General features: G+C 28.6%; 24 protein-coding genes. All 24 read right to left on the reverse strand.

Annotated features, from left to right (window positions below; genetic code table 11):
* Positions 1-5: 5 nt before the first annotated feature.
* Positions 6-662 carry a phosphate signaling complex protein PhoU gene (gene phoU / locus CLPA_RS10295; protein ID WP_003442024.1) on the reverse strand — a complete coding sequence of 219 codons (657 nt, stop codon included), beginning with the start codon at positions 660-662 and terminating at the stop codon, positions 6-8.
* 60 nt (positions 663-722) lie between these two features.
* Positions 723-1,472: a phosphate ABC transporter ATP-binding protein PstB gene (gene pstB, locus CLPA_RS10300; RefSeq protein ID WP_003442021.1), complete on the reverse strand. Its 750-nt coding sequence runs from the start codon at positions 1,470-1,472 to the stop codon at positions 723-725.
* A 15-nt stretch (positions 1,473-1,487) separates the two neighbouring features.
* Positions 1,488-2,372, reverse strand: a complete 885-nt coding sequence (gene pstA / locus CLPA_RS10305) for a phosphate ABC transporter permease PstA (RefSeq protein ID WP_003442018.1) — start codon at positions 2,370-2,372, stop codon at positions 1,488-1,490.
* The gene (gene pstC / locus CLPA_RS10310) at positions 2,372-3,262 is read right to left on the reverse strand and encodes a phosphate ABC transporter permease subunit PstC (protein ID WP_003442015.1); all 891 of its coding nucleotides are present in this window, start codon (positions 3,260-3,262) and stop codon (positions 2,372-2,374) included. The genes pstA and pstC overlap by 1 nt, the downstream gene beginning before the upstream one ends.
* A gap of 72 nt (positions 3,263-3,334) precedes the next feature.
* A complete protein-coding gene (locus CLPA_RS10315) occupies positions 3,335-4,237 on the reverse strand; it encodes a phosphate ABC transporter substrate-binding protein (protein WP_003442012.1) in 903 nt (300 codons plus the stop codon).
* A 158-nt stretch (positions 4,238-4,395) separates the two neighbouring features.
* Positions 4,396-6,480, reverse strand: a complete 2,085-nt coding sequence (locus CLPA_RS10320; protein ID WP_003442009.1) for a methyl-accepting chemotaxis protein — start codon at positions 6,478-6,480, stop codon at positions 4,396-4,398.
* A 100-nt stretch (positions 6,481-6,580) separates the two neighbouring features.
* Positions 6,581-8,281 (reverse strand): HAMP domain-containing sensor histidine kinase, encoded by a 1,701-nt coding sequence (locus CLPA_RS10325; RefSeq protein ID WP_003442007.1) that lies wholly within the window; start codon positions 8,279-8,281, stop codon positions 6,581-6,583.
* Between the two features lies 1 nt (position 8,282).
* The gene (locus CLPA_RS10330) at positions 8,283-8,981 is read right to left on the reverse strand and encodes a response regulator transcription factor (RefSeq protein ID WP_003442004.1); all 699 of its coding nucleotides are present in this window, start codon (positions 8,979-8,981) and stop codon (positions 8,283-8,285) included.
* A gap of 21 nt (positions 8,982-9,002) precedes the next feature.
* Positions 9,003-9,710, reverse strand: a complete 708-nt coding sequence (gene pgeF, locus CLPA_RS10335; RefSeq protein ID WP_003442002.1) for a peptidoglycan editing factor PgeF — start codon at positions 9,708-9,710, stop codon at positions 9,003-9,005.
* Between the two features lie 93 nt (positions 9,711-9,803).
* Positions 9,804-10,268 (reverse strand): transcriptional regulator NrdR, encoded by a 465-nt coding sequence (gene nrdR, locus CLPA_RS10340; protein WP_003442000.1) that lies wholly within the window; start codon positions 10,266-10,268, stop codon positions 9,804-9,806.
* Between the two features lie 61 nt (positions 10,269-10,329).
* Positions 10,330-10,593, reverse strand: coding sequence for a YlmC/YmxH family sporulation protein (locus CLPA_RS10345; protein WP_003441997.1), 264 nt, complete (start codon positions 10,591-10,593; stop codon positions 10,330-10,332).
* A 221-nt stretch (positions 10,594-10,814) separates the two neighbouring features.
* A complete protein-coding gene (gene sigG / locus CLPA_RS10350) occupies positions 10,815-11,588 on the reverse strand; it encodes an RNA polymerase sporulation sigma factor SigG (RefSeq protein ID WP_003441994.1) in 774 nt (257 codons plus the stop codon).
* Between the two features lie 73 nt (positions 11,589-11,661).
* Complete coding sequence (gene sigE / locus CLPA_RS10355) at positions 11,662-12,366, reverse strand: RNA polymerase sporulation sigma factor SigE (RefSeq protein WP_034830034.1); 705 nt, start codon at positions 12,364-12,366, stop codon at positions 11,662-11,664.
* A 17-nt stretch (positions 12,367-12,383) separates the two neighbouring features.
* Positions 12,384-13,181, reverse strand: coding sequence for a sigma-E processing peptidase SpoIIGA (gene spoIIGA / locus CLPA_RS10360; RefSeq protein WP_003441990.1), 798 nt, complete (start codon positions 13,179-13,181; stop codon positions 12,384-12,386).
* A 264-nt stretch (positions 13,182-13,445) separates the two neighbouring features.
* A complete protein-coding gene (gene ftsZ / locus CLPA_RS10365; RefSeq protein WP_003441989.1) occupies positions 13,446-14,552 on the reverse strand; it encodes a cell division protein FtsZ in 1,107 nt (368 codons plus the stop codon).
* A 15-nt stretch (positions 14,553-14,567) separates the two neighbouring features.
* A complete protein-coding gene (ftsA, locus tag CLPA_RS10370; protein WP_003441988.1) occupies positions 14,568-15,827 on the reverse strand; it encodes a cell division protein FtsA in 1,260 nt (419 codons plus the stop codon).
* A gap of 253 nt (positions 15,828-16,080) precedes the next feature.
* Positions 16,081-17,355, reverse strand: a complete 1,275-nt coding sequence (locus CLPA_RS10375) for a glycosyltransferase family 2 protein (protein ID WP_003441987.1) — start codon at positions 17,353-17,355, stop codon at positions 16,081-16,083.
* A gap of 185 nt (positions 17,356-17,540) precedes the next feature.
* Positions 17,541-18,596, reverse strand: coding sequence for a type IV pilus twitching motility protein PilT (locus tag CLPA_RS10380; protein WP_003441986.1), 1,056 nt, complete (start codon positions 18,594-18,596; stop codon positions 17,541-17,543).
* 467 nt (positions 18,597-19,063) lie between these two features.
* A complete protein-coding gene (sigK, locus tag CLPA_RS10385) occupies positions 19,064-19,765 on the reverse strand; it encodes an RNA polymerase sporulation sigma factor SigK (RefSeq protein WP_003441985.1) in 702 nt (233 codons plus the stop codon).
* Positions 19,766-19,884: 119 nt separating this feature from the next.
* Positions 19,885-21,489 (reverse strand): penicillin-binding transpeptidase domain-containing protein, encoded by a 1,605-nt coding sequence (locus CLPA_RS10390; protein ID WP_003441984.1) that lies wholly within the window; start codon positions 21,487-21,489, stop codon positions 19,885-19,887.
* 160 nt (positions 21,490-21,649) lie between these two features.
* Positions 21,650-22,879: a peptidase U32 family protein gene (locus tag CLPA_RS10395; protein WP_003441983.1), complete on the reverse strand. Its 1,230-nt coding sequence runs from the start codon at positions 22,877-22,879 to the stop codon at positions 21,650-21,652.
* Complete coding sequence (locus CLPA_RS10400; RefSeq protein ID WP_003441982.1) at positions 22,880-23,533, reverse strand: O-methyltransferase; 654 nt, start codon at positions 23,531-23,533, stop codon at positions 22,880-22,882.
* Between the two features lie 16 nt (positions 23,534-23,549).
* Positions 23,550-24,572, reverse strand: coding sequence for an endolytic transglycosylase MltG (gene mltG, locus CLPA_RS10405; RefSeq protein ID WP_003441981.1), 1,023 nt, complete (start codon positions 24,570-24,572; stop codon positions 23,550-23,552).
* Positions 24,573-24,593: 21 nt separating this feature from the next.
* The gene (typA, locus tag CLPA_RS10410; protein ID WP_003441980.1) at positions 24,594-26,417 is read right to left on the reverse strand and encodes a translational GTPase TypA; all 1,824 of its coding nucleotides are present in this window, start codon (positions 26,415-26,417) and stop codon (positions 24,594-24,596) included.
* Between the last annotated feature and the right edge of the window lie 98 nt (positions 26,418-26,515).

Raw genomic sequence — 26,515 nt, forward strand, 5'->3', positions numbered from 1 at the left:
TGTAATTATTCATTTAGATCTATTTGTTCTCCTGTTACTAAATAAATAGTAGATTCACAAATATTAGTAGTATGGTCTGCTATTCTCTCAAGATACTTACAAGCAAACAAAAATTGTGTTAGCTGATTTATGGTTTTAGGATTCTCCATCATAATCACTAGAAATTCACTGAAAATCTGTTTATATATGGCATCTATTTCATCATCCTTTTTACATATAGCATAGGCGGCTTTTACATCTCCCTGTACATATGCATCAAGAGAATACTTTAGAATTTCTTTAACTAAATCTGCCATATGAGAAATGTTTGTTAAAGTTTTTATATCTTTATACTTTTTAAGTCTTTTTGTTACTTTTGCTATATCTACAGCATGATCAGCTATTCTCTCAAGATCTGTTACTATTTTAGTAGTAGTAAATATATTTCTCAGGTCCATAGCTATAGGTTGCTGCATGGCTATAAGCTTTATGGCCTTATTTTCTATTTCCTTTTGCATATCATCAATTATGTCATCATTATCTATTACTTTTTGAGCTAAAGTTTGATCTTGATTGACTAATGACTCTATACATTGAAATATCTGCTTTTCAACCATACTTCCCATTCTTAAAAGATCCGTATGCATTTCTTCCAAATGCAAATCAAAAACTTTTCTTGGCATTAAAATCACCTCTTTTTTTAATATACCATATTAAATTAATAGCATAATTAGAATAAAAATTTACCCGAATCTGCCTGTAATATAATCTTCTGTTCTTTTATCTACTGGTTTATAAAATATATTTTCAGTTTTACCATTTTCTACAACTTCTCCATTTAAGAAGAAAGCTGTATAGTCAGAAATTCTACCTGCCTGCTGCATATTATGCGTTACTATTATTACTGTGTACTTCTTTTTTAACTCATCCATCAATTCTTCAATTTTTAACGTAGATATAGGATCAAGAGCTGAAGTTGGTTCATCCATAAGAAGTACTTCAGGTTCCACAGCTAGAGTTCTTGCTATACATAATCTTTGCTGCTGACCTCCTGAAAGCCCTAAAGCACTTTGCTTAATTCTATCCTTGGCTTCTTCCCAAAGAGCAGCTCCCTTTAAGCTTTTCTCTACAATCTCATCTAGTTTACCTTTATTTCTTATTCCATGTATTCTTGGTCCATAAGCAATGTTGTCATATATAGACATGGGAAAGGGATTAGGCTTTTGAAATACCATTCCTACTCTCTTTCTAAGTTGTATTTCATCATAGTCTTTATATATATTTTTATCCTCGAATAATACTTCTCCTTCTATTCTTACAGATTCAATTAAATCATTCATTCTGTTGATAGTCCTCAAGAAGGTAGATTTACCACAACCTGAAGGTCCAATTAGTGCAGTTACAGAATTTTTTTCTATATCAAGACTAATATTTTTCAGTGCTTGAACATTTCCATAGTATAAATTTAAATTGTTAGTCTTAATTATACCCATTTTATTATATCCCCCTTACTTTCCGCTATAGGAATTATATATTTTTTTCCCTATTATTCTAGCTAAAATATTGAACACTAACACCATTATTACCAGTACTGCTGAAGATCCTGTAGCGATTTTAGAGGCATCAGGAACCATACCTTCTGAATTTAGTTTCCAAATATGTACAGCCAATGTTTCTGCTGGTCTAAATAGACTAAAAGGTGAAGCCTTATCAATTAAACTTATATTGCTATATTTTAAAATAGGTGCACTCATACCAGCAGTATATAAAAGTGCTGCTGCTTCTCCAAATATTCTACCTGCTGCTAAAATTATTCCCGTTAAAATTTGTGGGATTGCAGAGGGTAACATTACTTTTTGTATAGTCTGCCACTGAGTAGCTCCAAGCCCAAGACTTGCTTCTTTTACCTTTGCAGCTGAAGCAGTTATAGCATTTTCACACACTCTGGTCATTGCAGGAAGATTAATTACAGTTATAGCTAATGCACCTGATAACAGTGTGTAACCCCATTGAGTCATAGTTACAAAAACCAATAGACCAAATAAACCTACAACTATTGATGGGAGAGATGCCATAGTCTCAATGCAAAGTCTGATTATATTAAGTATTTTACCTTCTTTAGCATATTGAGACATATATATTCCAGCACCTATTCCAATTGGAACGGTTATTATAAGTGATATTATAAGCATATAAAAAGAATTAAAAAGTTGAGGACCAATTCCACCACCAGGTTCATCTATTTTAGGCTTACCAAAGAGAAAACTTAAATTTAAAGAATGTCTACCATTATAAATTATGTAACCTATAAAACCTATTAATAGCAAAACTATAAAAGCTGATATTATATATAATATTGCAGTAGCTATTTTATCACAAGTCTTAGCCTTCATTATGCTTCACTCCTTTTAGCAATAAACCTTATTAACAATATAAAAACAAATGATATTAGTAGAAGTATAAGTGCTATTGACCAAAGTGCATCATTCCAAGGAGTATTGTCAACAGTATTAGATATACTCATAGTTAATATACTAGTCAAAGTCACTGTAGGAGAGGTTAATTTATCTGCAAATTTTAATGTATTACCTATAACCATTTGGACAGCTAATGCTTCTCCAAAGGCTCTTGCAATCCCCAAAACAACTCCTGTTAAAATTCCATTTTTACTAGCAGGAATAATAACTTTATAAATAGTTTGCCATCTAGTAGCTCCAAGTCCATAAGAAGCTTCTATGTAATCCTTTGGAATAGTCTTTATAGCATCAGAAGATATACTTGCAATAGTTGGAAGGATCATAATACTTAACACAATCATTCCTGCTATAAGGCTAAATCCAACACCACCTCCAATACTTCTAATGAAAGGAACTAAAAGTATAACTCCAACCCAACCGTATACAACAGAAGGTATTCCTACAAATAATTCTAAAGCAGGCTGAAGAACTTTTTCTCCAAGTTTTGGTGATATTAAATTCATAAACACTGCTAAAGCTATACTTATAGGAGCACTTATTATAACTGCACCAATAGATACAAATGTAGATCCAACAATAAAAATTGAAGCACCAAATTGTGGCTTCTCAGCATCGGGCTTCCAATTAGAACCAAAAATAAAATCTATTATAGAATAATGATCCTTTGTAAATATTCTTATACCTTTAGACGCAACAAAAAATATTATGGATAATGTTAAAACAACTATTAACAATCCACAAATTATAGAAAATCCTCTACCTAGATATTCTGTTTTTATCTTTTGCAAAATACTTCTTTTATTCATATAATCAACCTCAAATAATTTAATTTTACAGTACATTAGACTGGCTGAATTTTAGCCAGTCTAATGTACTTACTATTTAACTTTCATGTCACTGGAAGCTATATATCCTAATTTCTCAATCAATTTCTTATTCTCATCACTAGTAATGTACTCAATAAATGCCTTAGATACTCCTGTAGGTTCTCCTTTAGTATACATATGTTCATAAGACCAGAAAGGATATTTTCCTGTAGTTATGTTTTCCTTAGAAGCTTCAACACCTCCAATTTTTAATTCCTTTATATCATTTTTAACTTCATCATTTAGATAAGATAAAGCTAAATAACTTATACTTCCTGGAGTTTTTGTCATAGCAGCTTTAACTGCACCATTTGAATCTTGAGTAGTTCCTATATCGTCTTTTTCCTTATTACCATCTAGAACTGTTTTAGTAAAAGTAGCTCTAGTTCCAGAACCACTCGTTCTATGAACAACATTTATAGCTAAATCTTTTCCTCCAACGTCCTTCCAATTTTTCACCTTACCTGTAAATATATCTTGAATTTGAGCTTTTGTCAAGTCAGTAACATCTACATCTTTACTAGTAACTACGGCAAAACCTATAGCACATACCTTATGGTCTACTAAAGTCTTAGCTGTAGCAGCATCCAACTTTTCTTCTGCAGCAACATCTGAATTTCCTATATCCACAGCTCCTTGACTCACCTGTGTTAGCCCAGTACCACTACCTCCGCCTTGTACATTCACAGTAGCATCTGGATTTTTCTTGTTAAATCCTTCTATCGATTTTTCAGCCAATGGTTGAAGAGCAGTTGATCCAGAAACTGTTATAGAACCTGAAACACCTTGTGTTGAAGCAGATGAGTTATTACTAGCATTATTTGAGGAATCACTATTTCCACAACCTGCAAACAATCCAGCAACCAAGGTAATAGCTATAGCTGTTACCACAAATTTAAGCTTTTTACTTTTCATAAAGTTACCTCCATTCAAACTATAAAAACATTATTATCATTTCTTCTACAACAAATATATTATCATGTGAAAGTTAATCTTATATTATACATTTGTTAATAAAATTTAACATTCCAAATACAGCCATAAAAATACATATTACAACATATTTGTTGCATTTATATAGTAAATTTATTAATACTTATAGCTATACTATCTGTATTTTCTCCCATTTTATCTATAATATTATTCATATTTTTTGTACCTTCATATTGTTCTTCTACTACCTGTTTCACTACTTTTATTGAATCATTAAAATCTTCACAAGCTTCTTTAACATCATTTAACTTTTCATATATACAATTATTTTCATCATTTAATGACTCTATACTTTTATCCACATCATTTATATAGCCAACTATATCTTCAGTAGAATTGAGCATATTACTGTAATTATCTATGGTATTATTAACAAATGTTGATTGTGATACTATTACCTCCTTTGCATCTTGCATTTTTTCCTCCGCAGAATACATATCTAAATTTAATGATTCTACAATCTCTTCTATTTTATTCATTTGTGAAAAAATATTTTGGGATAACTTTTTTATTTCAACTGCAACTACATTAAATCCTCTTCCCATCTCTCCATATCTGCCTGCCTCTATGGATGCATTTAAAGATAGTATATGAGTTTGTTTTGATATATTTGTTACCACTTCTACTATTCTACCTATATTTTTTAAATTATCATTTAATCTTTTAAATGAATCTGCGGCTTCCTCCATTTTATCCTTTGATTCTATATTAATATTTTTAAGATCATCTATAGTACGTATTCCTTGTTTATTTATTTTTCTTATATTATCAGCTTCATATAATACTTTTTCTGATTTCAATTTAATATTTAAAAGTTTATCTCTTATATTACTAAAAGAATTAAAACTCCATTCTACTGCATCAGATATTTTAATAGTATCTTCTAGTATATTTTCAGTGCTTTTATTTATAATTTCCATACCCACAGCAGTATCTCTCTGGGCAATTTTTACTAAATCATTTATATGTATAAGACTTTTAATAGTATTCTTTATGTCTATTAAAAGATTTTTCAAATTAAAAGTCATGTTATTAAAACTAAGAGTAAGTTTTCCAACTTCGTCTTTAGATCTTATATCATTTATCACAGTAAGATTTCCATTAGATATTTCATGAGTATTTTTAATTAACAAATTCATAGGTTGAAATATCTTTTTAATTACTAAATTTAAAGATGTAATTACTATTGTAATTAAAATCAAACTCAATATTATTATAACTATACCTATTGTTTTTGGAACTTTTTCAATTTCATTTTTACTAACAGTAAGAACTACTATGGAGTTCAATTCAGGTATACTTGTAGAATTTGAATAATAGGTTTTTCCTTTATAGTCATACTCCATATATTTTAAATTTTTAGTATCTATAAATTTTTTATCTTTAGACAAACTATAAATGGGTTTAATATCTACTTTTTTATTAATATCCCTTTTAATAGGGCTATATATGGTATTCTGCTGTCCATCTACAATAAATACATAACCTGAATTTAAAAATTTAAACTTATCAAATTTATTAGAAAAATAATCTGTAAAAACATTTTTTCCCGCAACACCAAGTATATTCCCATTATCATCCTTTATAGGTTCAACAAAAGTAACCACTGGCTTAATTGATATTACAGAAGTATATACAGTGCTCATAAAAGATTTTCCTTTTAAAGCCTGCTTTATATAATCATTATTACTTAAATCAAATCTTAAAAAGTTTTCATTGCTGCAAGTAATAATCACTCCATTTTTATCGGCAATAAATATATTTTCATTATATTTATTTAAATTAGAATAATTTTTAAGAATATTTCTTGATTTTTCTATATCACTACCATATTTTTGCTGGAACATATCTTTTGGATTGTTTACACTTTCACTGGCAACTTTCTTTACATAACTATTAGAAGATATATTTTGTACATCACTAACTTGTAACGATATCAAACTATCAAAATTATTACTTATTTCCTGAGATAAAATTATCATATTTTCTTTATTTACATTTAGTATTTTATTGTAAGTTATAAAATATATACTTCCCCCCACCATTAGCATAATTAATATTATTGCTAAAGATACAATCCCGATTACCTTTAATGCTATTGAGTCTTTAATTTTTAATGAGAATATAAAACCTTTAATTTTATATAGTAAATTAAATTTTTTCATATAGTATTCCCTCCAGTAATTAATAATAACAATTAAATATTAAACTATTTATGTTAACTAAAATTTAATTACTGTTAACTATATGTTAATTGTAAAAGAATTAGAAAGTTAGAGGTAATTTAATAATAAATTTGCTACCTTCCCCAAGTTCGCTTTCCACCTCTATAGTTCCTCCAAAATTCAATACTATATGTTTAACAATGGCAAGTCCCAGCCCTGTTCCCCCTTTTGCTCTTGAACGTGCTTTGTCAACTCTGTAAAATCTTTCGAAAAGCCTTTTTATGTGTTCCTTTGATATACCAAGTCCCGTATCTTCTACAACTATAATATTAATATTATTTTCTATAGTGGAAGATACATATACCCTATCGTTACTTTCTGAATACTTTACAGCATTGTCTACTAAATTGATTAGCATCTGTTTAAATCTATCTTTATCTCCCGAAAGTTTTATATGAGAATTTTCTATAATAGACAAAGATATATTTTTATTTTTAGCTATATTCTTCATTAAATTATATACATTATTTATAATATCATCTACAAAAAATATTTCCTGTTTCATTTCTTTATGTGCTTCTATATGTGACAAAGTCAAAATATCATTTATTAATCTAGTTAACCTCTCCACTTCTTCATCAATTATGTCTAAAAATTTAATTCTCTTTTCATTATCTACTACATATTTTAGGGTTTCTGTAAATCCCTTTATTGAAGTTAGTGGAGTTTTTAATTCATGAGAAACATTTGCAACAAATTGTGATCTCATATTTTCTAATTTTCTGATATCTGTTATATCCTGAAATACTGCAACCTTACCAATATGTTTTTTCCCATTAACTATATCAGTAGTTTTAATTCTAATAACTTTTTCTTCAGGCCACAATATCTTAACTTCTTTAAAATCCGTGAAATCAGATTTAAATACATCTTCAATTTCAAAATCTCTAATACTGTCCATTAAATTTTTACCTATAATATTTTCTTCTATACCAAACAGCATTTCAGCATAGGGATTTATCAATATAACTTTACGATTTCTATTTACTGCAACTACTCCACTCTCCATACTTTTAAGTATGGCTTCCATTCTATTTTGTTTATCTAATGAATCTTTCATAGTAAGCTTTAGTTTTTGTGCCATATTATTAAACTTTTCTCCTAGACTTGCTAGTTCATCATCAGAATCAATCATAATACTTTTTTTAAATTCACCTTTATCTACCATATCTGCAATAGTTTCTAGATCTTTTATTGGTTTTATAATTATATCGGACAATTTTTTTGCAAACCAAAAAGACATTAAAAGAACTACTATCATCATAAAAGCGTAATATTTCAAATAATATACTTTTAGTGTTTCTCTAAGATTTAATGGTTGTGAACTTAGAATAATATAATTATTATATTTAGTTCCATAATACATAATATTTCTATTGGATATGTTACTATACTTTATAGCATAATAGTCTTTAGAATTTTTCGTTTTTATAGATTCATAATAGAAGTTTTTATTAGTTCCATTAATATCTTTGTCCGAACTAAATATGATATCATTGTTATATTTAGTTATAATAGTAACACTTATATCAGAACTTATATATTCTTTATTTAAAAATTCTTTAGTTTTATTTAAATCATTAAAATCTAAAACAGTTATAATGAACTTATTATTATCTTTAAGCTTTAGTTTAGTATTCTGCTCATATTGATAATTAATTAAAGATATAAAAAGTAACGTTACTATTATTAATGTAAAAAATATAGTAAATAAAGTGTATAGTTTAATCTTTTTTTTCATGTTATTCTCCATTACAATTAAATCTATATCCTATGCCTCTGATAGTCTCAATATATTTTGGATTTTTATCATCATCCTCAATTTTTTGCCTCAAATGTCTTATATGTACATCAACAGTTCTAGTTTCTCCCATGTATTCATAACCCCAAACCTTATCTAACAAAAAATCTCTAGTCATAACTCTTCCTTTATTTTTTATAAGTATCTGAAGCAACTCAAATTCCTTTAAAGTTAGTTCTACTCTTTTATTATTCTTTATTACTTCATGTCTTTGAAAATCAATACTCATATCGCCGATAGTATATATGTCATCCTGATATTGGGTTTTAGCCCTTCTAAGCATGGCTTTTACTCTTGCCATCATCTCCCTTATGGAAAAAGGCTTAGTTATATAATCATCTGCTCCCAGTTCCAATCCTAATATTTTATCAATTTCTTCACTTTTAGCAGTAATCATAATTACTGGTATAGTAGCAATTGATGGATCTTTTCTTATCTCTCTGCAAACATCATACCCATCCAGCCCAGGAATCATTAAATCTAATAATATAAGTTGAGGAATTTCACTTTTAGCTAGTTTAACCGCATCATTACCATTATTAGTAAATGTAACTTTGTATCCACTATTTTCTAAATTAAATTTTATCAATTCTATAATATGTTCTTCATCATCAACTATTAAAATCTTTTCTCCAGCCATAAATTTAACCTCCAAATATTATCACTTTATATATATAAAAGAATACATTCTTCCATAATTAATTTTTTGCTTTCTATAGGAAAAAAGGTCATATTCCTCATTACAGTAAGTGCATATATTTAAACTCTTTATATTTTTTTCTGGAACACCAGTTTCAGTGATCTGTTTTTTTATACAAGTTTCTAAATTTAATTTTCCATTTTCATAAATCTTTAGGTTTCTATAAATATCTTTATTATAGAATTGTTCAGCTACATCCTCTCCAAACTCATAACAGCATTCTCTATTATGAGGACCTATATAAACTCTAATATCTTCTATATTTATATAAAATAAACTTATAATTTTCTTTATAGTTTTATAAACAATTTGAGAAAGGGTACCTTTCCAGCCGCTATGTACTGCCGCTATTACAGCTCTAGTTTTACTGTAAATCAAAACTGGTACACAATCAGCAGTAAATATTCCAATGGCTGTATGAGGCTTGTCCGTTATTATAGCATCACCTTCATGAATAACTCCATCATATAAACATATTTTATCACTATGTGTTTGTCTAAGATATCCTACTGACTGTACCCCAAACCATTGTTTTATATTTTCAAGATTATTTAATCCTTCTGAAGTATTAATATTAAAATCAAGATTATTTTTAGCCGTAGAAAAATTAATATTTATGTTATCATCTTTAAAATTTATAAATTTATAATTATCAATTACAATATCCATATTTCAACCTCCATATTTAATATAATAATACTTTTAAACTTTAAATTTAATATTATTAACAAGGATTTAACATGGAAATTTATTATTCTCATATTATTTAGATTTTTTACTTGTCAATAAATTACTTATCTCCTTCATAAAAGTATTTATGTCCTTAAACTGTCTATATACTGATGCAAATCTAACATAGGAAACTTCATCTATCTCTTTTAATTTTTCCATTATAACTTCACCAATCATATCTGATTTTACTTCTGTTAACATCTCATTACTAAGGCTTTTTTCAACTTTTGTAGCAATATCTTCTATTTGCTTTCTGGAAACAGGTCTTTTTTGGCATGCTTTTATAAGTCCATTGATTATTTTAGATTTGTCAAAAAATTCTCTACTTGAATCTTTTTTTACCACTAGTATAGGAATATCTTCTATCTTTTCATAAGTAGTATACCTTTTATTACATTGTAAACACTCTCTTCTTCTTCTAATAGCCATATTATCTTCCGTAGATCTAGAATCAATAACTTTACTATCTTCAAATCCGCAAAATGGGCATTTCAATATTCTTCACGTCCTTTGTATACAATAATAATTATATTATACACTTAAAATCATAATATCTTCAATCATTATTATATAGTATATCCTTTCCATCTATTAAAATAACATCAACTCCTATCTTAGTTATTTGTGACCATGGAATTTCTATATCATTGTTTTTTGAAAACCATCCACCATTTTGCTGATTGGGAATCAAAATAGAAATAATTTTATAATTATTACAATCTATGACCATATCCTTTATATATCCAAGCTTACATCCTGTATTTATATCTATTATCTCCATAGCTTTCAAGCTATTTAAAGAATACATACTCATATCCATATATATCTCTCTCCTTGTAAAAATATTATAAATTAAATAGGATTATATATTTTTATTAACAAAATATATAATGTTTATATTAAATTATATTAAAGTAATTATATATAATTACTTTAATATTAATAAATCATGCAATTTTTCTATATAAAAATAATTAAAGTTGCCATTAAAAATAAATAGCAACTTTAATTATTTTTTACTTGTAGTTTTATATAGTATATCTATACATATTTTCTCATATGCCTTAACGCCGTTTTTTCAAGTCTCGATACTTGTGCTTGAGATATTCCTATTTCATCTGCCACTTCCATCTGAGTTCTTCCATCGAAAAATCTCATATTTAATATAAGTTTTTCTCTGTCATTTAGTTTTTTCATAGCTTCTTTTATAGATATATTTTCAAGCCAACTATCATCTAGATTTTTACTGTCACTAATTTGATCCATGACATATATAGCGTCTCCTCCATCGTGATATATTGGTTCAAATAAAGATATGGGATCCTGTATAGCATCTAATGCAAATATAACATCTTCTCGTGGAACTTTAAGCTCCTCAGCAATTTGTGATACTGTAGGTTCTTTATTGTTTTTTGCAATAAGTTTATCTCTTACCTGTAATGCCCTATAGGCAATATCTCTCAAAGATCTACTAACTCTTATAGAATTATTATCCCTTAAATATCTTCTTATTTCTCCTATTATCATAGGAACTGCATATGTAGAAAACTTAACATTTTGACTTAAATCAAAATTATCTATTGATTTTATTAACCCAATACATCCAACTTGAAATAAGTCATCTGCATTTTCTCCTCTATTATTAAATCTTTGTATAACACTTAACACTAATCTTAAATTGCCTCTTATAAATTTTTCTCTACAAGTTGTATTGCCATTTTTCATTTGCAGCAAAAGTTCTCTCATTTCCTTTTCTTTTAACACTGGAAGTTTTGAAGTATTAACGCCGCATATTTCTACTTTATTGATCATCAATATCATCAGCCCCTTTAGAATAATAGCATTTAAATTATTCCCTCTGAAAACTGATTTTATACTAAAGACAACCTTACAACATTTTTTTAATTTCCTTTTTTAATCTTTTTATAATTCTCTTTTCAAGTCTTGAAATATAGGATTGAGAAATTCCAAGCATATCTGCTACTTCTTTTTGAGTCTTTTCTCCCTTACCATTTAAGCCATATCTAAGCTCAACTATTTCTTTTTCTCGCATGCTTAGTTTTTTCATTGCTATTATCAAAAGTTGTTTATCTACCTCATCTTCTATTAAATTATATACAGCATCATTTTCTGTGCCCAATATATCTGATAATAACAATTCATTTCCATCCCAATCAATGTTAAGAGGTTCATAAAATGATATTTCAGCTTTTACTTTACTATTTCTTCTCAAATACATCAATATTTCATTTTCTATACATCTAGATGCATAAGTTGCCAATTTTATTTTTTTATCTGGATTAAAAGTATTTACAGCTTTTATAAGACCAATAGTACCTACTGAAATTAAATCTTCTACACCAACACCTGTATTTTCGAATTTCCTCGCTATATACACAACTAACCTTAAATTTCTTTCAATGAGAATAGCTCTTACACTTTCATCACCTTCTACTAGCTTATTCACTAAATCATTCTCTTCATCTTTTGTAAGAGGTGGTGGCAAAGCATCATTTCCTCCAATATACATTATTTTTTTTGCAAAAATTTTAAATCTTACTAATATTCTATTAAACAAGACACTTAACCACATCCCTATTTCCCCCAATACTAAATAATTCCTCTAGATAATAAAGCATTATAATCATTTAAGTCACTGAGCTTAGTATCGCAAACAGCAACAATTAATTCAGTTTTTTCAAGCATACTATTTTTATATATATTTACATTGGATGGTTTAAATCCTTTTAGATATCCTCCTGAGCCATTTACAACTTTAAATGGTATGTAAAACATATCTTTTTCTTTTATATTTATGTCTTTTAAAATGGATCTTTCTACAATCATAACCGGAAGATTAGTCAAAGGCTCTCTCAATTCATTTCCTGTATCTAAAAATGCCTTTACTCTCTTTTTCTTTTCATCAAACATTATGTCCACATCATATATAAAACTTACTATTTCCTTACGGTCTTTTATAAAAATAATTATTCTGTGAATTGTTATATATAAAATCATTATAGAACATAAAATATATTTATAAGAAAACACAGGCATATTATCAAAAGTTAAACCTTTACTAAAATAAAATTCTATAAAAATGCAAAATCCAGCAGTCATCATTGAATATAATATAAATATAGCAGCTGCTTTAATATTAAATATTACATTACTCTTTCTAAAAACTACAATTATCATTAATAAGGCTACAAAAAACTTAAAACCTATGGAAGATAAGAGTTTAGGTAAGGGATATATAATAGTTAAAACATACATACTTCCCAAAAGAGCAGCTGCAAGTAAATATTGTAATTTAATTTTTATTTTTAATGTCTGAGAAGTTATATATAACAAAAACATATTTACAATTAAATTTTCAATAATAAGTATATCCAAATATACAACCACTTGAATCCCTCCTTTAGACTTTATTATATAACTTAATTCTATAAAATTTTGTCAATTTGTAATCCCTAATCAAAACTTTTTATTCCTTAAATATGCCAGTTTACAATAAATAATATCAATTAAATTCATTCTCATACAAAAATTTTACCTTTATATATATTATACAAAGATAAAATTTTTTAAATAAAACTAATAGATAAACTATAAATTTTAAAATAAAAAAGCACTGTTTTATCTAACTTAAATAAAACAGTGCTTTTTTATTTATAATCTTCCTTTATGCTGCCTTCTTAGGAATGCAGGAACGTCTAAATCATCTTGTTTAATATTAGATGAATAATCTATCGTACTTGCAACTTCTTGTTCTGGCTTTTTAATTTCTTCTTTGATATTATTTACAAATGTGGTTTCAGTTTTATCACTCTCAAATCCTGTAGCAATTACAGTTATTCTTAACTCATCTTTTAGATTCTCATCAATAACTGCTCCAAAAATTATATTTGCATCGGGATCTGCAGCTTCTTGTACAATTTGTGCTGCTTCATTTATCTCAAGAAGTCCTAGATCCTCTCCACCAGTTACATTTAAAAGCACACCAGTAGCTCCAACAATTGAAGTTTCTAACAATGGACTAGATATGGCTTCTTTTGCTGCATCTGCTGCCCTTGTATCACCAGTACCAGATCCTACTCCCATATGAGCAAGCCCCTTATCTAACATTACAGTTCTTACATCTGCAAAATCAAGGTTAACTAGTCCTGGTATTGTTATAAGATCTGATATACCTTGTACACCCTGTCTTAAAACATCATCTGCAAATTTAAAGGATTCAACTAACGTAGTCTTTTTATCTACAATTGAAAGTAATCTCTCATTTGGTATAGTTACCAGAGTATCTACTCTTTCTTTTAGGCTTTTTATACCGCCCTCAGCATGAATCATTCTTTTTCTTCCTTCAAAAGGAAATGGCTTTGTTACAACTCCTACTGTAAGTATACCCATAGATTTTGCTATTTCTGCAACTACAGGTGCAGCACCAGTTCCAGTTCCACCACCCATACCAGCAGTTATGAATACCATATCCGCACCTTTAATAGCTTCAGATATTTCATCTTTACTTTCCTCTGCGGCCTTTTGACCTATTTCTGGATTAGCTCCCGCTCCAAGACCCTTGGTAAGCTTATCTCCAATTTGTATTTTTTGCGAGGCTTGTGAAAGTGCCAAAGCCTGTTTATCTGTATTTATAGCAATAAATTCTACATTTTTAAGCCCTTCTACAATCATTCTATTAACAGCGTTGTTTCCTCCGCCACCACATCCTATAACTTTTATCTGCGCAAATTGTTGAACATCAACATCAAAATCAAGCACAATATTCCCTCCTCATTAGAAAAAATCTGCAAGAAAATTTCTTACTTTTGATAAAACACTTGTATTTTCATAATTCTTTTTATTACTTTGATTCCAAATACTATCATTTTCTGTTTCTTCATGATAATTATTTAATGTTTCAGTTTGTTTAAAAATATCAGAGGCATCTTTCACAATACCAACTGCCGCAGCATATATAGGATTAGCAGCACCTACATACTTAGGTGATCCAATTCTAACAGGTTTTTTCAATATGCTCTTTGACAAATCTACAACTCCCTTAATGGAGGAAATACCTCCTCCAACAAATACAACATCAGTAATTTCTTCAAAATGACCACTTCTAATTATTTCATTTTTAGTAAGTGTTATTAGTTCTTCTACTCTAGCCTCTATAATTTCCTTCAGAAAATTATAATCTACTTTTATGTCTTCATTGTAAGATGACTTAATATTGAAATCCCTTTTCTCCGAGTTTATAGAATCTTCCAGTAAATTAGCATATTTAACTTTAAATTTTTCTGCTTCACTCAATGGTATTTTTAGACCCAATGATATGTCATTAGTTATACTGTTTCCACCTAGCGGTATTATTGATGTAAAACATAAATTATCATTTTTTATTATAGTTACATCTATTATCTCAGCACCTACATCTACCAATGCAACTCCCATTTCTCTTTCTTCTTGCATCAATACTACTTTAGCTGTGGCTTTAGGTTGAAGGCAAATACCATTAACCTCAATTCCAGCTTTATTTACGCTTTTAATAAGATTATTAACTATAGTTGTTTGCGCCAACAGCACTTCCGCTTCTACTTCCAATCTCAATCCGCTCATTCCTACTGGATCTTTAATATTATCGTAACCATCAATAATAAATTGTTGTGGCTCAATACCTATAATTTCTTTATCAGATGAAATTGATATAAGCTTAGCAGCTTCTAAAACTCTATCAACATCACTCTTTCTTATTTCCCTATCTTCAGAGGATATAGCTACTATTCCAGTATTATGTACAAGTTCACTTATTCCTCCAGGGAGTGAAATATAAGCTTCTTTTATTTCAATATCAACCATTCTTTCAAGCTTTTTTACACATTCCCTTATGGATTCTGCTGAATTGTCAATATCAACTACAACAGCTTTTTTTAATCCGCGGCTCACAACAGAAGTAACACCTAGTATTGTAAGTTCCCCATTTTTATTAAATCTGCCTACTGCCGCACATATCTTCGAAGATCCAATATCTATTCCTACTAAATAATCATTCATACAGTTTCCCCCCCTATAAGAGAACCCTTTTCATTATAAGATATTCAACATATAATTTATTTTTCCTCTTTTTTTTTAATATATTTTTATATTAGATTTAAATTTATTGTCTATATAGTTATTTTTAGTACCTATAAATGGAATTTAAACTTAATTTTTAATCTATCTCTATACTACTTAATTATTTTAATGCTATATAGCACAAAAAGAGGTAGGTATTACCTAACCTCTTTATTATAATACCTAAGGTTAATTAATTTGCTTTTTCGAAATCTTTTATATCAACACTTCTTGTATGTAATGTATGACTCCACTCCTTATTTTTTCTATTTAAAATACCTTGAATAGAAATCGGCAACCATGTTATAGCATAAACAGGCAGTATAATATAATAAATTAAAATTTTTAAATTAAATTTTTTATCTAAAAGCAATAAAAAAGGTGTGTATAGATACATTATTATAGCCAAAACTCCTGTCATAGTTGTAAATACACCAGTATTTGAAGAACCCACAACTATATTAGTACCAAATAAATAGTTATAACTATTTAACAATAACTTGCCTATTCCAATTACTGTTGATATACCCATTAAGATAAATAGCACAGGTTGTATTGTATAGATAGCACAATCAATAGCAGTAAAATTTCTTTCCTTTATACCTTTTTTCAACAATCTAAAAAAATATCTTTCTGATACATCAGCATAACCTTGCATCCATCTTTTTCTCTGTTTCCATGATTGAACTAATGTAAGTGGTTTTTCATCATATACTACAGCATCATAGGCAAATCCTACTTTATATCCATTGCTCACTAGTTTACAGGTGAACTCCAAATCCTCTGTTAAACAAGTAGCACCCCAACCTAATTTCTCAAGCATTTTTATGTCAATACAACACCCTGTACCTCCTAATTGACTGGATATTCCTAAATTATCTCTTGAATGCTGAAACATTCTATTATTTGCCCAAAAAGAGATAGAATAACTTCCAGTAATCCAAGTATCATTAGGATTTTTACTATCTAAATAACCTTGCACTACTTTATAGCCTTCACAGAGTTTTTTATTCATGGCATTTAAAAAATCTTTACAAATTATATTATCTGCATCAAATATAACCACAGCATCATACTTCTTTTTCATTTTAAATAATTTTTTAAACATCCATTCAAGTGCATATCCTTTTCCTCTTTTATCATTATTGAATCTTTCATACACTAAAGCACCATTTTTCCTTGCCTTATCAGCAGTATTATCAGTACAATTATCGGCAATTACAAAAGTATCATACATTTCCTTTGGATAATCTAGTCCTTTAAGACTAAGTACTATATCACTTATAACAGTTTCTTCATTGTGTGCGGCTACTATTAAAGCAAATCTTTTTTTAGGTTTTACAGAAGAAACTTCCTTCTTTTTATGGAATCCAAATAAAGAAATAAATAAGCAATATGCAGAAAAAACAAATACAAAACCTGTTAAGGCACGTGAACCAATAATAATTATATTTTTTAGTTCATCCACTATGTATCCCCCCAAACAAAGATATTTTAGCACAAAAATATTTTAATTACTATAAAAACATTAAAAATATTTTAATATACAACGTAATCATAATTGATATTATTACTAAATATTATATCCACTTTCTTTTAATATATTTAAAGTCACCTTAAAATATATAATGTATTCAATTTGAGAACTTATATCTAGAAAATTAATAATTTTGAAATAAGTTCTTTATCTACACTATACATTAAAGCAGATTCTCTAGAGATAATACCTTTTTTATATAATTCTACCAAAGACATATCCATAGTTTTCATACCATACTTATTTCCAGTTTGTATAAGTGATTGTAGCTGATGGGTTTTTCCTTCCCTTATAAGATTTTGAATAGCAGGAGTGCTAATCATTATCTCCAAAGCTGCTATTCTGCCAGTATTATCTTCCATAGGTATTAATTGTTGAGATACTATACCCTTAATAACAGCGGCAAGCTGTATTTTTATTTGTTGCTGCTGAAAAGGTGGAAATACATCAATTATTCTATCTATAGTTTTTGCAGCACCTATTGTATGCAATGTAGAAAATACAAGATGACCTGTTTCAGCTGCCGTAATAGCTATAGATATAGTTTCCAAATCCCTCATCTCTCCAATTAAAATAACATCAGGATCTTCTCTTAAAATAGCTTTTAACGCAGTAGCGTAACTGCTGCTGTCTCTTCCTATCTCCCTTTGATTTATAATTGATTTATTGTGTTTATGCATATATTCAATAGGATCTTCTAAGGTTATTATATGAGCCTTTCTATTAGCGTTAATCTCATTTATCATTGCTGCTAATGTAGTACTTTTACCACTTCCTGTAGGTCCTGTAACCAATATTAATCCCCTTTGTGCCTGAATCACTTCTTCTATGGATTTTGGAAATTTCAAATCTTTAAGTTCTGGTATTTTTAATCCTACATTTCTAATTGCTATGGCATCGCTTCCACGTTGTTTATAGGCATTAACCCTAAACCTTCCTATACCAGCTACAGAATAAGATAAATCCATCTCACCTTTTTCACAGTATTCATTGAACTTGGATTGAAGTAATTCTCTTGCATATTTTTCTGTATCTTGTGGAAAGAGTTTGTCCTCATCTATGGGATTAAGTTCACCATTTACTCTTATAACCGGTGGTACCCCAACAGTTATATGTAAATCAGATGCTTTATTATCTAGTGTCAATTTTAATAGTTCATTTAAATCTTTCAACTTTAATCCTCCAGTACTTAACATTTATAATATACAATAATTATATAACATAATTGTTATTTAGTAAAAAAAAATTAACAATTATACACTATAGTTTAAACCTTCATACTAAAATAAATATTTTAATAAAATCTAACTATTGATTATTATGCAATAAAAAAGCGAAAAAACAAAATTATATTGTTTTTCGCTTTTCTTATAGAGTATCTTTTTAACCTGACTAACTTGGCGTAAGTATCCAACGCACTCTGTACAGCCCTCACACAAAATCAAAAAAAGATTTTGGTTCTCTGCTTGCACTCTGTGAAAGCGATTCACACAAAATCAAAAAAAGATTTTGGTTCTCTGCTTTTCTTCAAGTGGGAATTCGACGTCAAGTAAGCCATGCATTTGCAGTTCTAAAATTCAAGATGGGGTAAAAGAATACCCACCTGAATTAAGAACTTGCTTCAATTGATAAACATGATTTACTTATCCATTACGTTTAATTGACGATTTAATTTCTTCAGTGCTCTTTTTTCAATTCTAGAAACATAGGACCTTGAGATTCCAAGTAAACTTGCTATTTCTCTTTGAGTCTTTGCTCTTCCATCTTTTAATCCATACCTCATCAAAATAATTAATCGCTCTCTTCCCTTTAAACAATTATCTATTTCTTCATAGAGCTTTTTAACTTGAATTCTATTTTCCACAATTTCTATAACAGAATCCTCTTCACTGCTTAAAATATCCATAAGTGAAATTTCATTTCCCTCTTTATCTATACCAATAGGATCTTGAAGATATACTTCACCTTTTGTTTTCTTATTATTTCTTATTAGCATTAATATTTCATTTTCAATACATCTAGCAGCATATGTGGCAAGCCTAGTACCCTTAGAATCGTTAAATGAATCAATAGCTTTAATAAGTCCTACCGTGCCTATTGATATTAAATCATCCGAATCCTTTCCAGAATAAGAATATTTTTTTACAATATGAGCCACTAATCTTAGATTTCTTTCCACCAATACACCTTTGGCAAATTTATCTCCTTCCTTTAATTTAGTTAAGTAATACTTTTCTTCACTTTCTGTTAACGGTTTTGGAAATGAAGCACCATTTCCAACATAAGCTGTCAAAAAAGTTATGCTACCAAACATATTTAGTAGGCAATATATTATAAACACAGAGATGCCCCTCCCAATAGTGCTTATTAATATATTATGTTTGTTTATAAAAAAAGTGCATGTACTATATTAATTAAAGATCATTATTAAAAAATATTATATTTCTATACTGATTATGATCATTTATTAAGTTCCTCTACTATCCGCTTAAATACAGGTACCGCTGTATTCCCGGCTTCTTCACTACTTTTTATATTCGGTACCTGAACTACAGCTGAATAATATTTATCTTTTATCTTAAAAAAACCCACAAACCATCCATCTACGTGTTTCTCCTTTTCAATTCTGGTGGATGTTCCAGTTTTACCTCCTATATCATTGTTAGCTACATAAGCTAACTGTGCAGTTCCTTTTTTATCAGTTACTACCTTTCTCATCTGATCTTTTATTATATTTACTGTACTTATACTCAATACATTTTTTCTTATAGTGTCTGGAGTATAAACCACTTTACCATCTGTATCTACATATGACTCTATAATACTTGGTTTCACATATGTTCCATTGTTAATAATTGTATTTGGAAGACTTAATGCTTCTAACGGAGTTATTCTAAACTTCTGTCCTATAGACATTAAACTTATATCCCCTACAGAATTTGGATCTAATTTAGGTATGGCATATTGTTCATAATTTAACCCCAATACTTTATCAAAAATCCCCTGATCTTTTGCATATTTATATATATTATCGTAGCCTGTAATATTTCCTATTTTCATAAAAGCCTCGTTAGAAGATAATATAAAGGCTTCATTTACTGTGTAATTTCCTGTTTTACCCTCTTGATTATATTTACCTGTATCTTGAAATTTTTGTGTAGTATTTATGCTGTTACTTTCTAAAGCTGCTTCTTCCACTATAATCTTAAATATGGATCCCGGAAAAAGATATCCATCTTCTATTCCCATATTAACATTCCCTCTGTTAAAATTTTTTTGAGTTAATACTCTTATTTTACCAGTATCACTCTCCATTACTAAAGCACTAATTTGATCATAATCTTTAAACTCATCTTCATTTAAAATAGAATTTACTTTATTATTCATATCATTATCAATAGTTAACTTTACATTTATATTACTATTATTTTTTATATCTTTTATATCCGAAAGATTTCCATATACATCTCTTTCAAAAGCTTTCTGATTATAAGAATTGTCTTTTAATCTATCTGAAATATAATACTCTAAAGAATCCTTACCTTTATCTTTATTGTTATTATCTTTCATATTGGTTAATATATTGCCTATGTCCGCTGCCTCACTTCGGTCAACTTTATAATAGGTATAAGCATAAAATCCATTTACATCTTTTATATTTTTAATTTTATTATAAATATCCTCATCAATTTTCCAATACAGCTTCTGATTTTCTGTCTTAATGCTATCATTAAATAGATCATAATCTTTATTATAATTCCTCAGAGTATAGGTTAATGCTCTAAGATCATACATATTTGTGTCGCTATTGTTCTTAAGAAATATATATGGATTTATTACTGCATAATATTCCTGTTGATAGTTTAAAAGCTGCTTACCATTGGTATCTAATACATTATAATTTAGATCTGTTGTCCTTTCAAAAGAAGTATTTTGGGCATTAAAGCTTGTCATAAGAGTAGCATTTTTAATATAAGCTATAGAATACAATTTATATATCAAAAAAATAAACATACTAAAAAAAACAATCAGAACTATGGAACATTTTTTACTTTTTATATTCACAAAAAACACCTCACCCTAGTCTTAATTCTAGACTAAAGCAAGGTATTTTATACAAAATGATCTCTATAAACAATTTAAAATATACGTGTTTTAACAAAAAATATCCATTAATAAATAGATATTTTTTATATTGTAATTATATTAATATATAAATTAAAATTTATATATTCTGATTTTTTTCTTTAATAAGAATATTACCTTTTTCTAAAACTACATCCGTTTTTATTGAATATATCATCTGAGCTACTGGTGTAGATTCAATAGGTTTATCATTTTTGTCTTTTAAATCCTGTAATTCTATAATAATATTGTCTCCCTTTGGCTTTAAAACTTCCACAGTATCTCCCTGAAAAGCTTTATTTCTCTGCTCTATAACAGCTCTTTTAGTTTTCAAATCATAGTCTAATACCATTCCAACAATATCAAAATTTCTTATGTAAGCTGAAGAGCTATGATATTGTTTATCTTTTTCTCCAAAGTAAAAGCCGGTATAATATACCCTATGGCTAGGTCTCGTTAAATACTCCATCCATTTAGGGTCAAATTTATATGCAATAGGATTCTCAAAATAATGATCAAGAGCCTCTCTGTAAGCTTTCACTACAGAAGCTACATAATAAGAACTTTTCATTCTACCTTCAATTTTAAATGAATTTATCCCCGCCTCAACAAGTTCTGGTATGTGTTCTATCATGCATAGATCTTTTGAATTCATTATATAGGTTCCTTTGTCATCTTCATTTATAGAAAAATATTCATTAGGTCTTTTTTCTTCCACCAGATAGTATTTATATCTACAGGGTTGAGCACATTGTCCTCTATTGGAATCTCTTCCTGTCATATAATTTGAAAGAAGGCATCTTCCTGAATAAGACATGCACATGGAGCCATGAACAAAAGCTTCAATTTCACAGTCACTTGGAATTTTTTCTCTTATCTCTTTTATTTCCTCAATAGATAGTTCTCTTGCAAGAACAATTCTCTTTACACCCTGTTTATGCCAAAATATAGCAGATCTCCAATTTACATTATTTGCTTGAGTGCTTAAGTGCAATTCTAAATTTGGTACCACTTCTCTGGCAGTCATAATTATACCTGGATCTGATACAATAATAGCATTTACTTTAAGCTCATATAATTCTTTCAAATACTCTTCTAAACCTTCTAAATCTTCATTGTGTGGAAATACATTTAATGTAACATATACTCTTTTATTTTTACTATGAGCAAATTCTATACCTTCTTTAAGTTCATCTGTGGTAAAATTATCTGCAAAAGCTCTTAAATTAAGTTTACTTCCACCAAGGTATACTGCATCTGCTCCAAAATTTATAGCCGCTTTTAATTTTTCTAGATTTCCTGCTGGTGCAAGTATCTCTGGTTTATTCATCTAATATTTCCTCCTTGTAGTAATAGCTATCCCATCTCCCATAGGGACTACAGATGTTATGAGTTCTTTATTTCTTGAAACCATATCCAAATAATTTCTCATTCTCTTTACAATAGTAATCTTTCTTCTCTTTACAAGTTCATTATTTGCCACCATACCCCTAAATAAGACATTGTCTGCTACAATAACAGCATCTTTATTCATAAGTCTTAAACACTCTGGAAGAAAGTGATTATAATGGCCTTTTCCTGCATCCATAAATATAAAGTCGTATTCATTATCTTTTAATTCTTTTAAAACTTCTAGACAATCTCCTTGTTTTATTTCTATCCTATTCTGTAGATTATATTTTTTTATATTCTTTTTAGCTTCTTCTATCATACTTATATCACGTTCAATAGTTGTTATTTTTGAATTTTTACTAGAATACATACTCATCAATATAGCTGAATATCCAATTGCCGTACCTAACTCCAATATATTTAAAGGTCTTTTTATAGTGAGCATTAATTCTAAAAATCTTGCGGTTTCCTTTTGAACTATAGGCACACGATTTTTATGGGCAAATTCTTCTATTTCTCTTAATATATCAGATTCTTCATAAATAAGTCCTCTAATGTATTCTTCATTATAATCAAAGGTAATTCCACTCATTAAAAATTCCTCCAAGCTAATTGGAACCTTGAGTAATGTTTTTAACCTCTTCAAATTTCTTATAATTGTCTGTGAAGAAGTGAGTTCCATCATTATTTGATACAAAATAAATATAATTGGTATTTTTAGGTTTTAAAGCTGCTTCTATAGATTTTAATCCTGGATTACATATAGGTCCTGCTGGTAATCCATTTACATAATAGGTATTATAATTAGATTTAATTTCTAAATCTTTATTATACAATTTATCTTTATGATAACCCAATGCATACTCCACCGTAGCACAGGATTGAAGTTTCATATTTTTATTTAATCTATTGTAAAAGACTGAAGCTATTATACTTCTTTCATCATCTTTTTTAGCTTCTCCTTCAACTATAGATGCCATAGTAATTATATTATCATATTTTGATTTATCTAAAGATATATTATTCTCTTTTAATAAAGCACTAAATCGTTTTTCAAAATGTGTTAACATTAAATTTATTACCTTTTCTCCAGACATATTTTTTTTCAATTGATAAGTATCTGGGAAAAGATATCCCTCTAACTTATATTTTCTATTATTATTTTTATTTATATAATTAGGAAGTTTATAATTATTATTTGCCTTTATAAAATCTTCCTTAGCTATAACACCTTTTTTATCTAATAATTCTGCAATTTGTAATAAATCATACCCTTCTGGTATAGTAACAAATACTGTATTTTTATCAAAAGCACCATTATTTATATTATTTATAAATTTTTCTACAGTCAAGTTACTTGAAAGAGTATAAAGTCCCGGTTTAATATTGCCGGGAACTTTTTTATATTTTACATAAGCCTTTATAATTATAGGATTTCTAATAAGACCTTTAGAGTCAAGATTAGATATTACTCCATAAAGAGTATCTCCACTTTTTATTTCAAACTCTTTATTATTAGTAACCTTAAAAGGATGATTCAATGAGTTTACTATGTATATGAAGAAAAAAAGTAATGTTATAATAACTATAGAAATACAAATAATTATTTTACTTTTATATTTTCTTTTCATATCAATACCATCCAATAATCTTTATTTATTTCTACTTGCTCTTTTTCTAAGATTTGAATCTAATATTCTCTTTCTCATCCTTATACTCTTAGGCGTAATTTCCACTAATTCATCAGAAGCTATAAACTCAAGACATCTCTCAAGTGTCATATCGCCTACAGGTACTAATTTTAACGCATCATCAGATCCAGAAGACCTAGTGTTGGAAAGATGCTTCTTCTTGCAGACATTAACATCAATATCTTCAGCTCTTGAACATTCTCCTGCTATCATTCCTGCATAAACTTCTGTACCAGCTTCAATAAAGAGTTTTCCTCTTTCCTGTGCATTGTACAATCCATAAGTTACAGCTGTTCCTGGTTCAAACACTACAAGAGAGCCTCTGCTTCTTTCAGGTATTTCTCCTTTGTATTGCTCATATCCATCAAGTACACTATTCATTATACCATTGCCCTTAGTATCAGTCATAAACTCATTTCTAAAGCCAATAAGGCCTCTAGATGGTATTCTAAATTCCAATCTTGTATAACCATTTATAGCTGAAGTCATATTTTTAAGTTCAGCTTTTCTAGGTCCTAGTTTTTCCATAACTACGCCCATAAATTCTTCTGGAACATCAATAGTTAAATTCTCTATAGGTTCAAGTTTTTTACCATCTTTTTCTTTATATATAACCATTGGCTTTGAAACTTGGAATTCAAATCCTTCTCTTCTCATAGTTTCTATTAATATTGAAAGATGTAATTCTCCTCTTCCGCTTACTTTAAAAGAATCAGCGGAATCTGTTTCTTCCACACGAAGACTTACATTTGTCTCTAATTCTTTATTTAATCTGTCTCTTATATGTCTTGAAGTAACGAAATCACCTTCTCTACCTGCAAAAGGAGAATTGTTTACTATAAAATACATACTTAGAGTAGGCTCATCTATTTCTACAAATGGAAGTGCTTCTGGATTTGCGGCATCAGCTATAGTTTCACCAATGTTTACATCCTGTATACCAGCAACAACAGCTATATCACCTATCATAACCTCATCAGTTTCTACTCTCTTTAGGCCCTCATATACATAAAGTGATGATATTTTAACATTTTCTGTAGTTCCATCTTTTCTAATAAGAGCAGCCTGTTGATTCTTTTTTAATCTTCCTCTTTCTACTTTTCCTATACCTATTCTTCCCACATATTCATTAGAATCAATAGTAGTTACAAGCATTTGGAAAGGAGCGTCTAAATACCCAGTTGGTGCCTTTACGTGCTCAATTATTGTATCAAATAAAGGTTCCATGTTGTCATTATCATCTTCTACTTCATACTTAGCTATACCATCTCTTGCAGAAGCATAAATTATTGGAAATTCAAGTTGCTGATCATCAGCTCCCAATTCTACAAATAAATCAAAAACTTCATCTATAACTTCTGTTGGTCTAGCATTAGGTTTATCTATTTTATTTACTACAACTATTGGCCTTAATCCAAGTTCTAAAGCCTTTTTCAAAACAAACTTTGTCTGTGGCATAGGTCCTTCAAAAGCATCTACTAATAATAGAACACTATCAACCATTTTCAATACACGCTCAACTTCTCCACCAAAATCTGCGTGGCCTGGAGTATCTACAATATTAATTTTGATACCTTTATGTATTACTGATGTATTTTTTGAAAGTATTGTTATTCCTCTTTCTTTCTCTAAATCATTAGAGTCCATAACTCTTTCTTGAATTTTTTCATTACTTCTAAATACGTGACTCTGCTTTAAAAGCGAATCTACAAGTGTTGTCTTACCATGGTCAACGTGTGCTATTATAGCTATATTTCTTATGTCACTTCTAGTAAATAATTCCATGTTTTATCCTCCAAACTTATTCCTCAATAATAATTATACTACAATGTATGATTACAAAAGTCATAAATAAAAATTGGATACTATATAGCATCCAATTT

It is taken from the genome of Clostridium pasteurianum DSM 525 = ATCC 6013 (assembly GCF_000807255.1).
Taxonomy (GTDB): domain Bacteria; phylum Bacillota; class Clostridia; order Clostridiales; family Clostridiaceae; genus Clostridium_I; species Clostridium_I pasteurianum.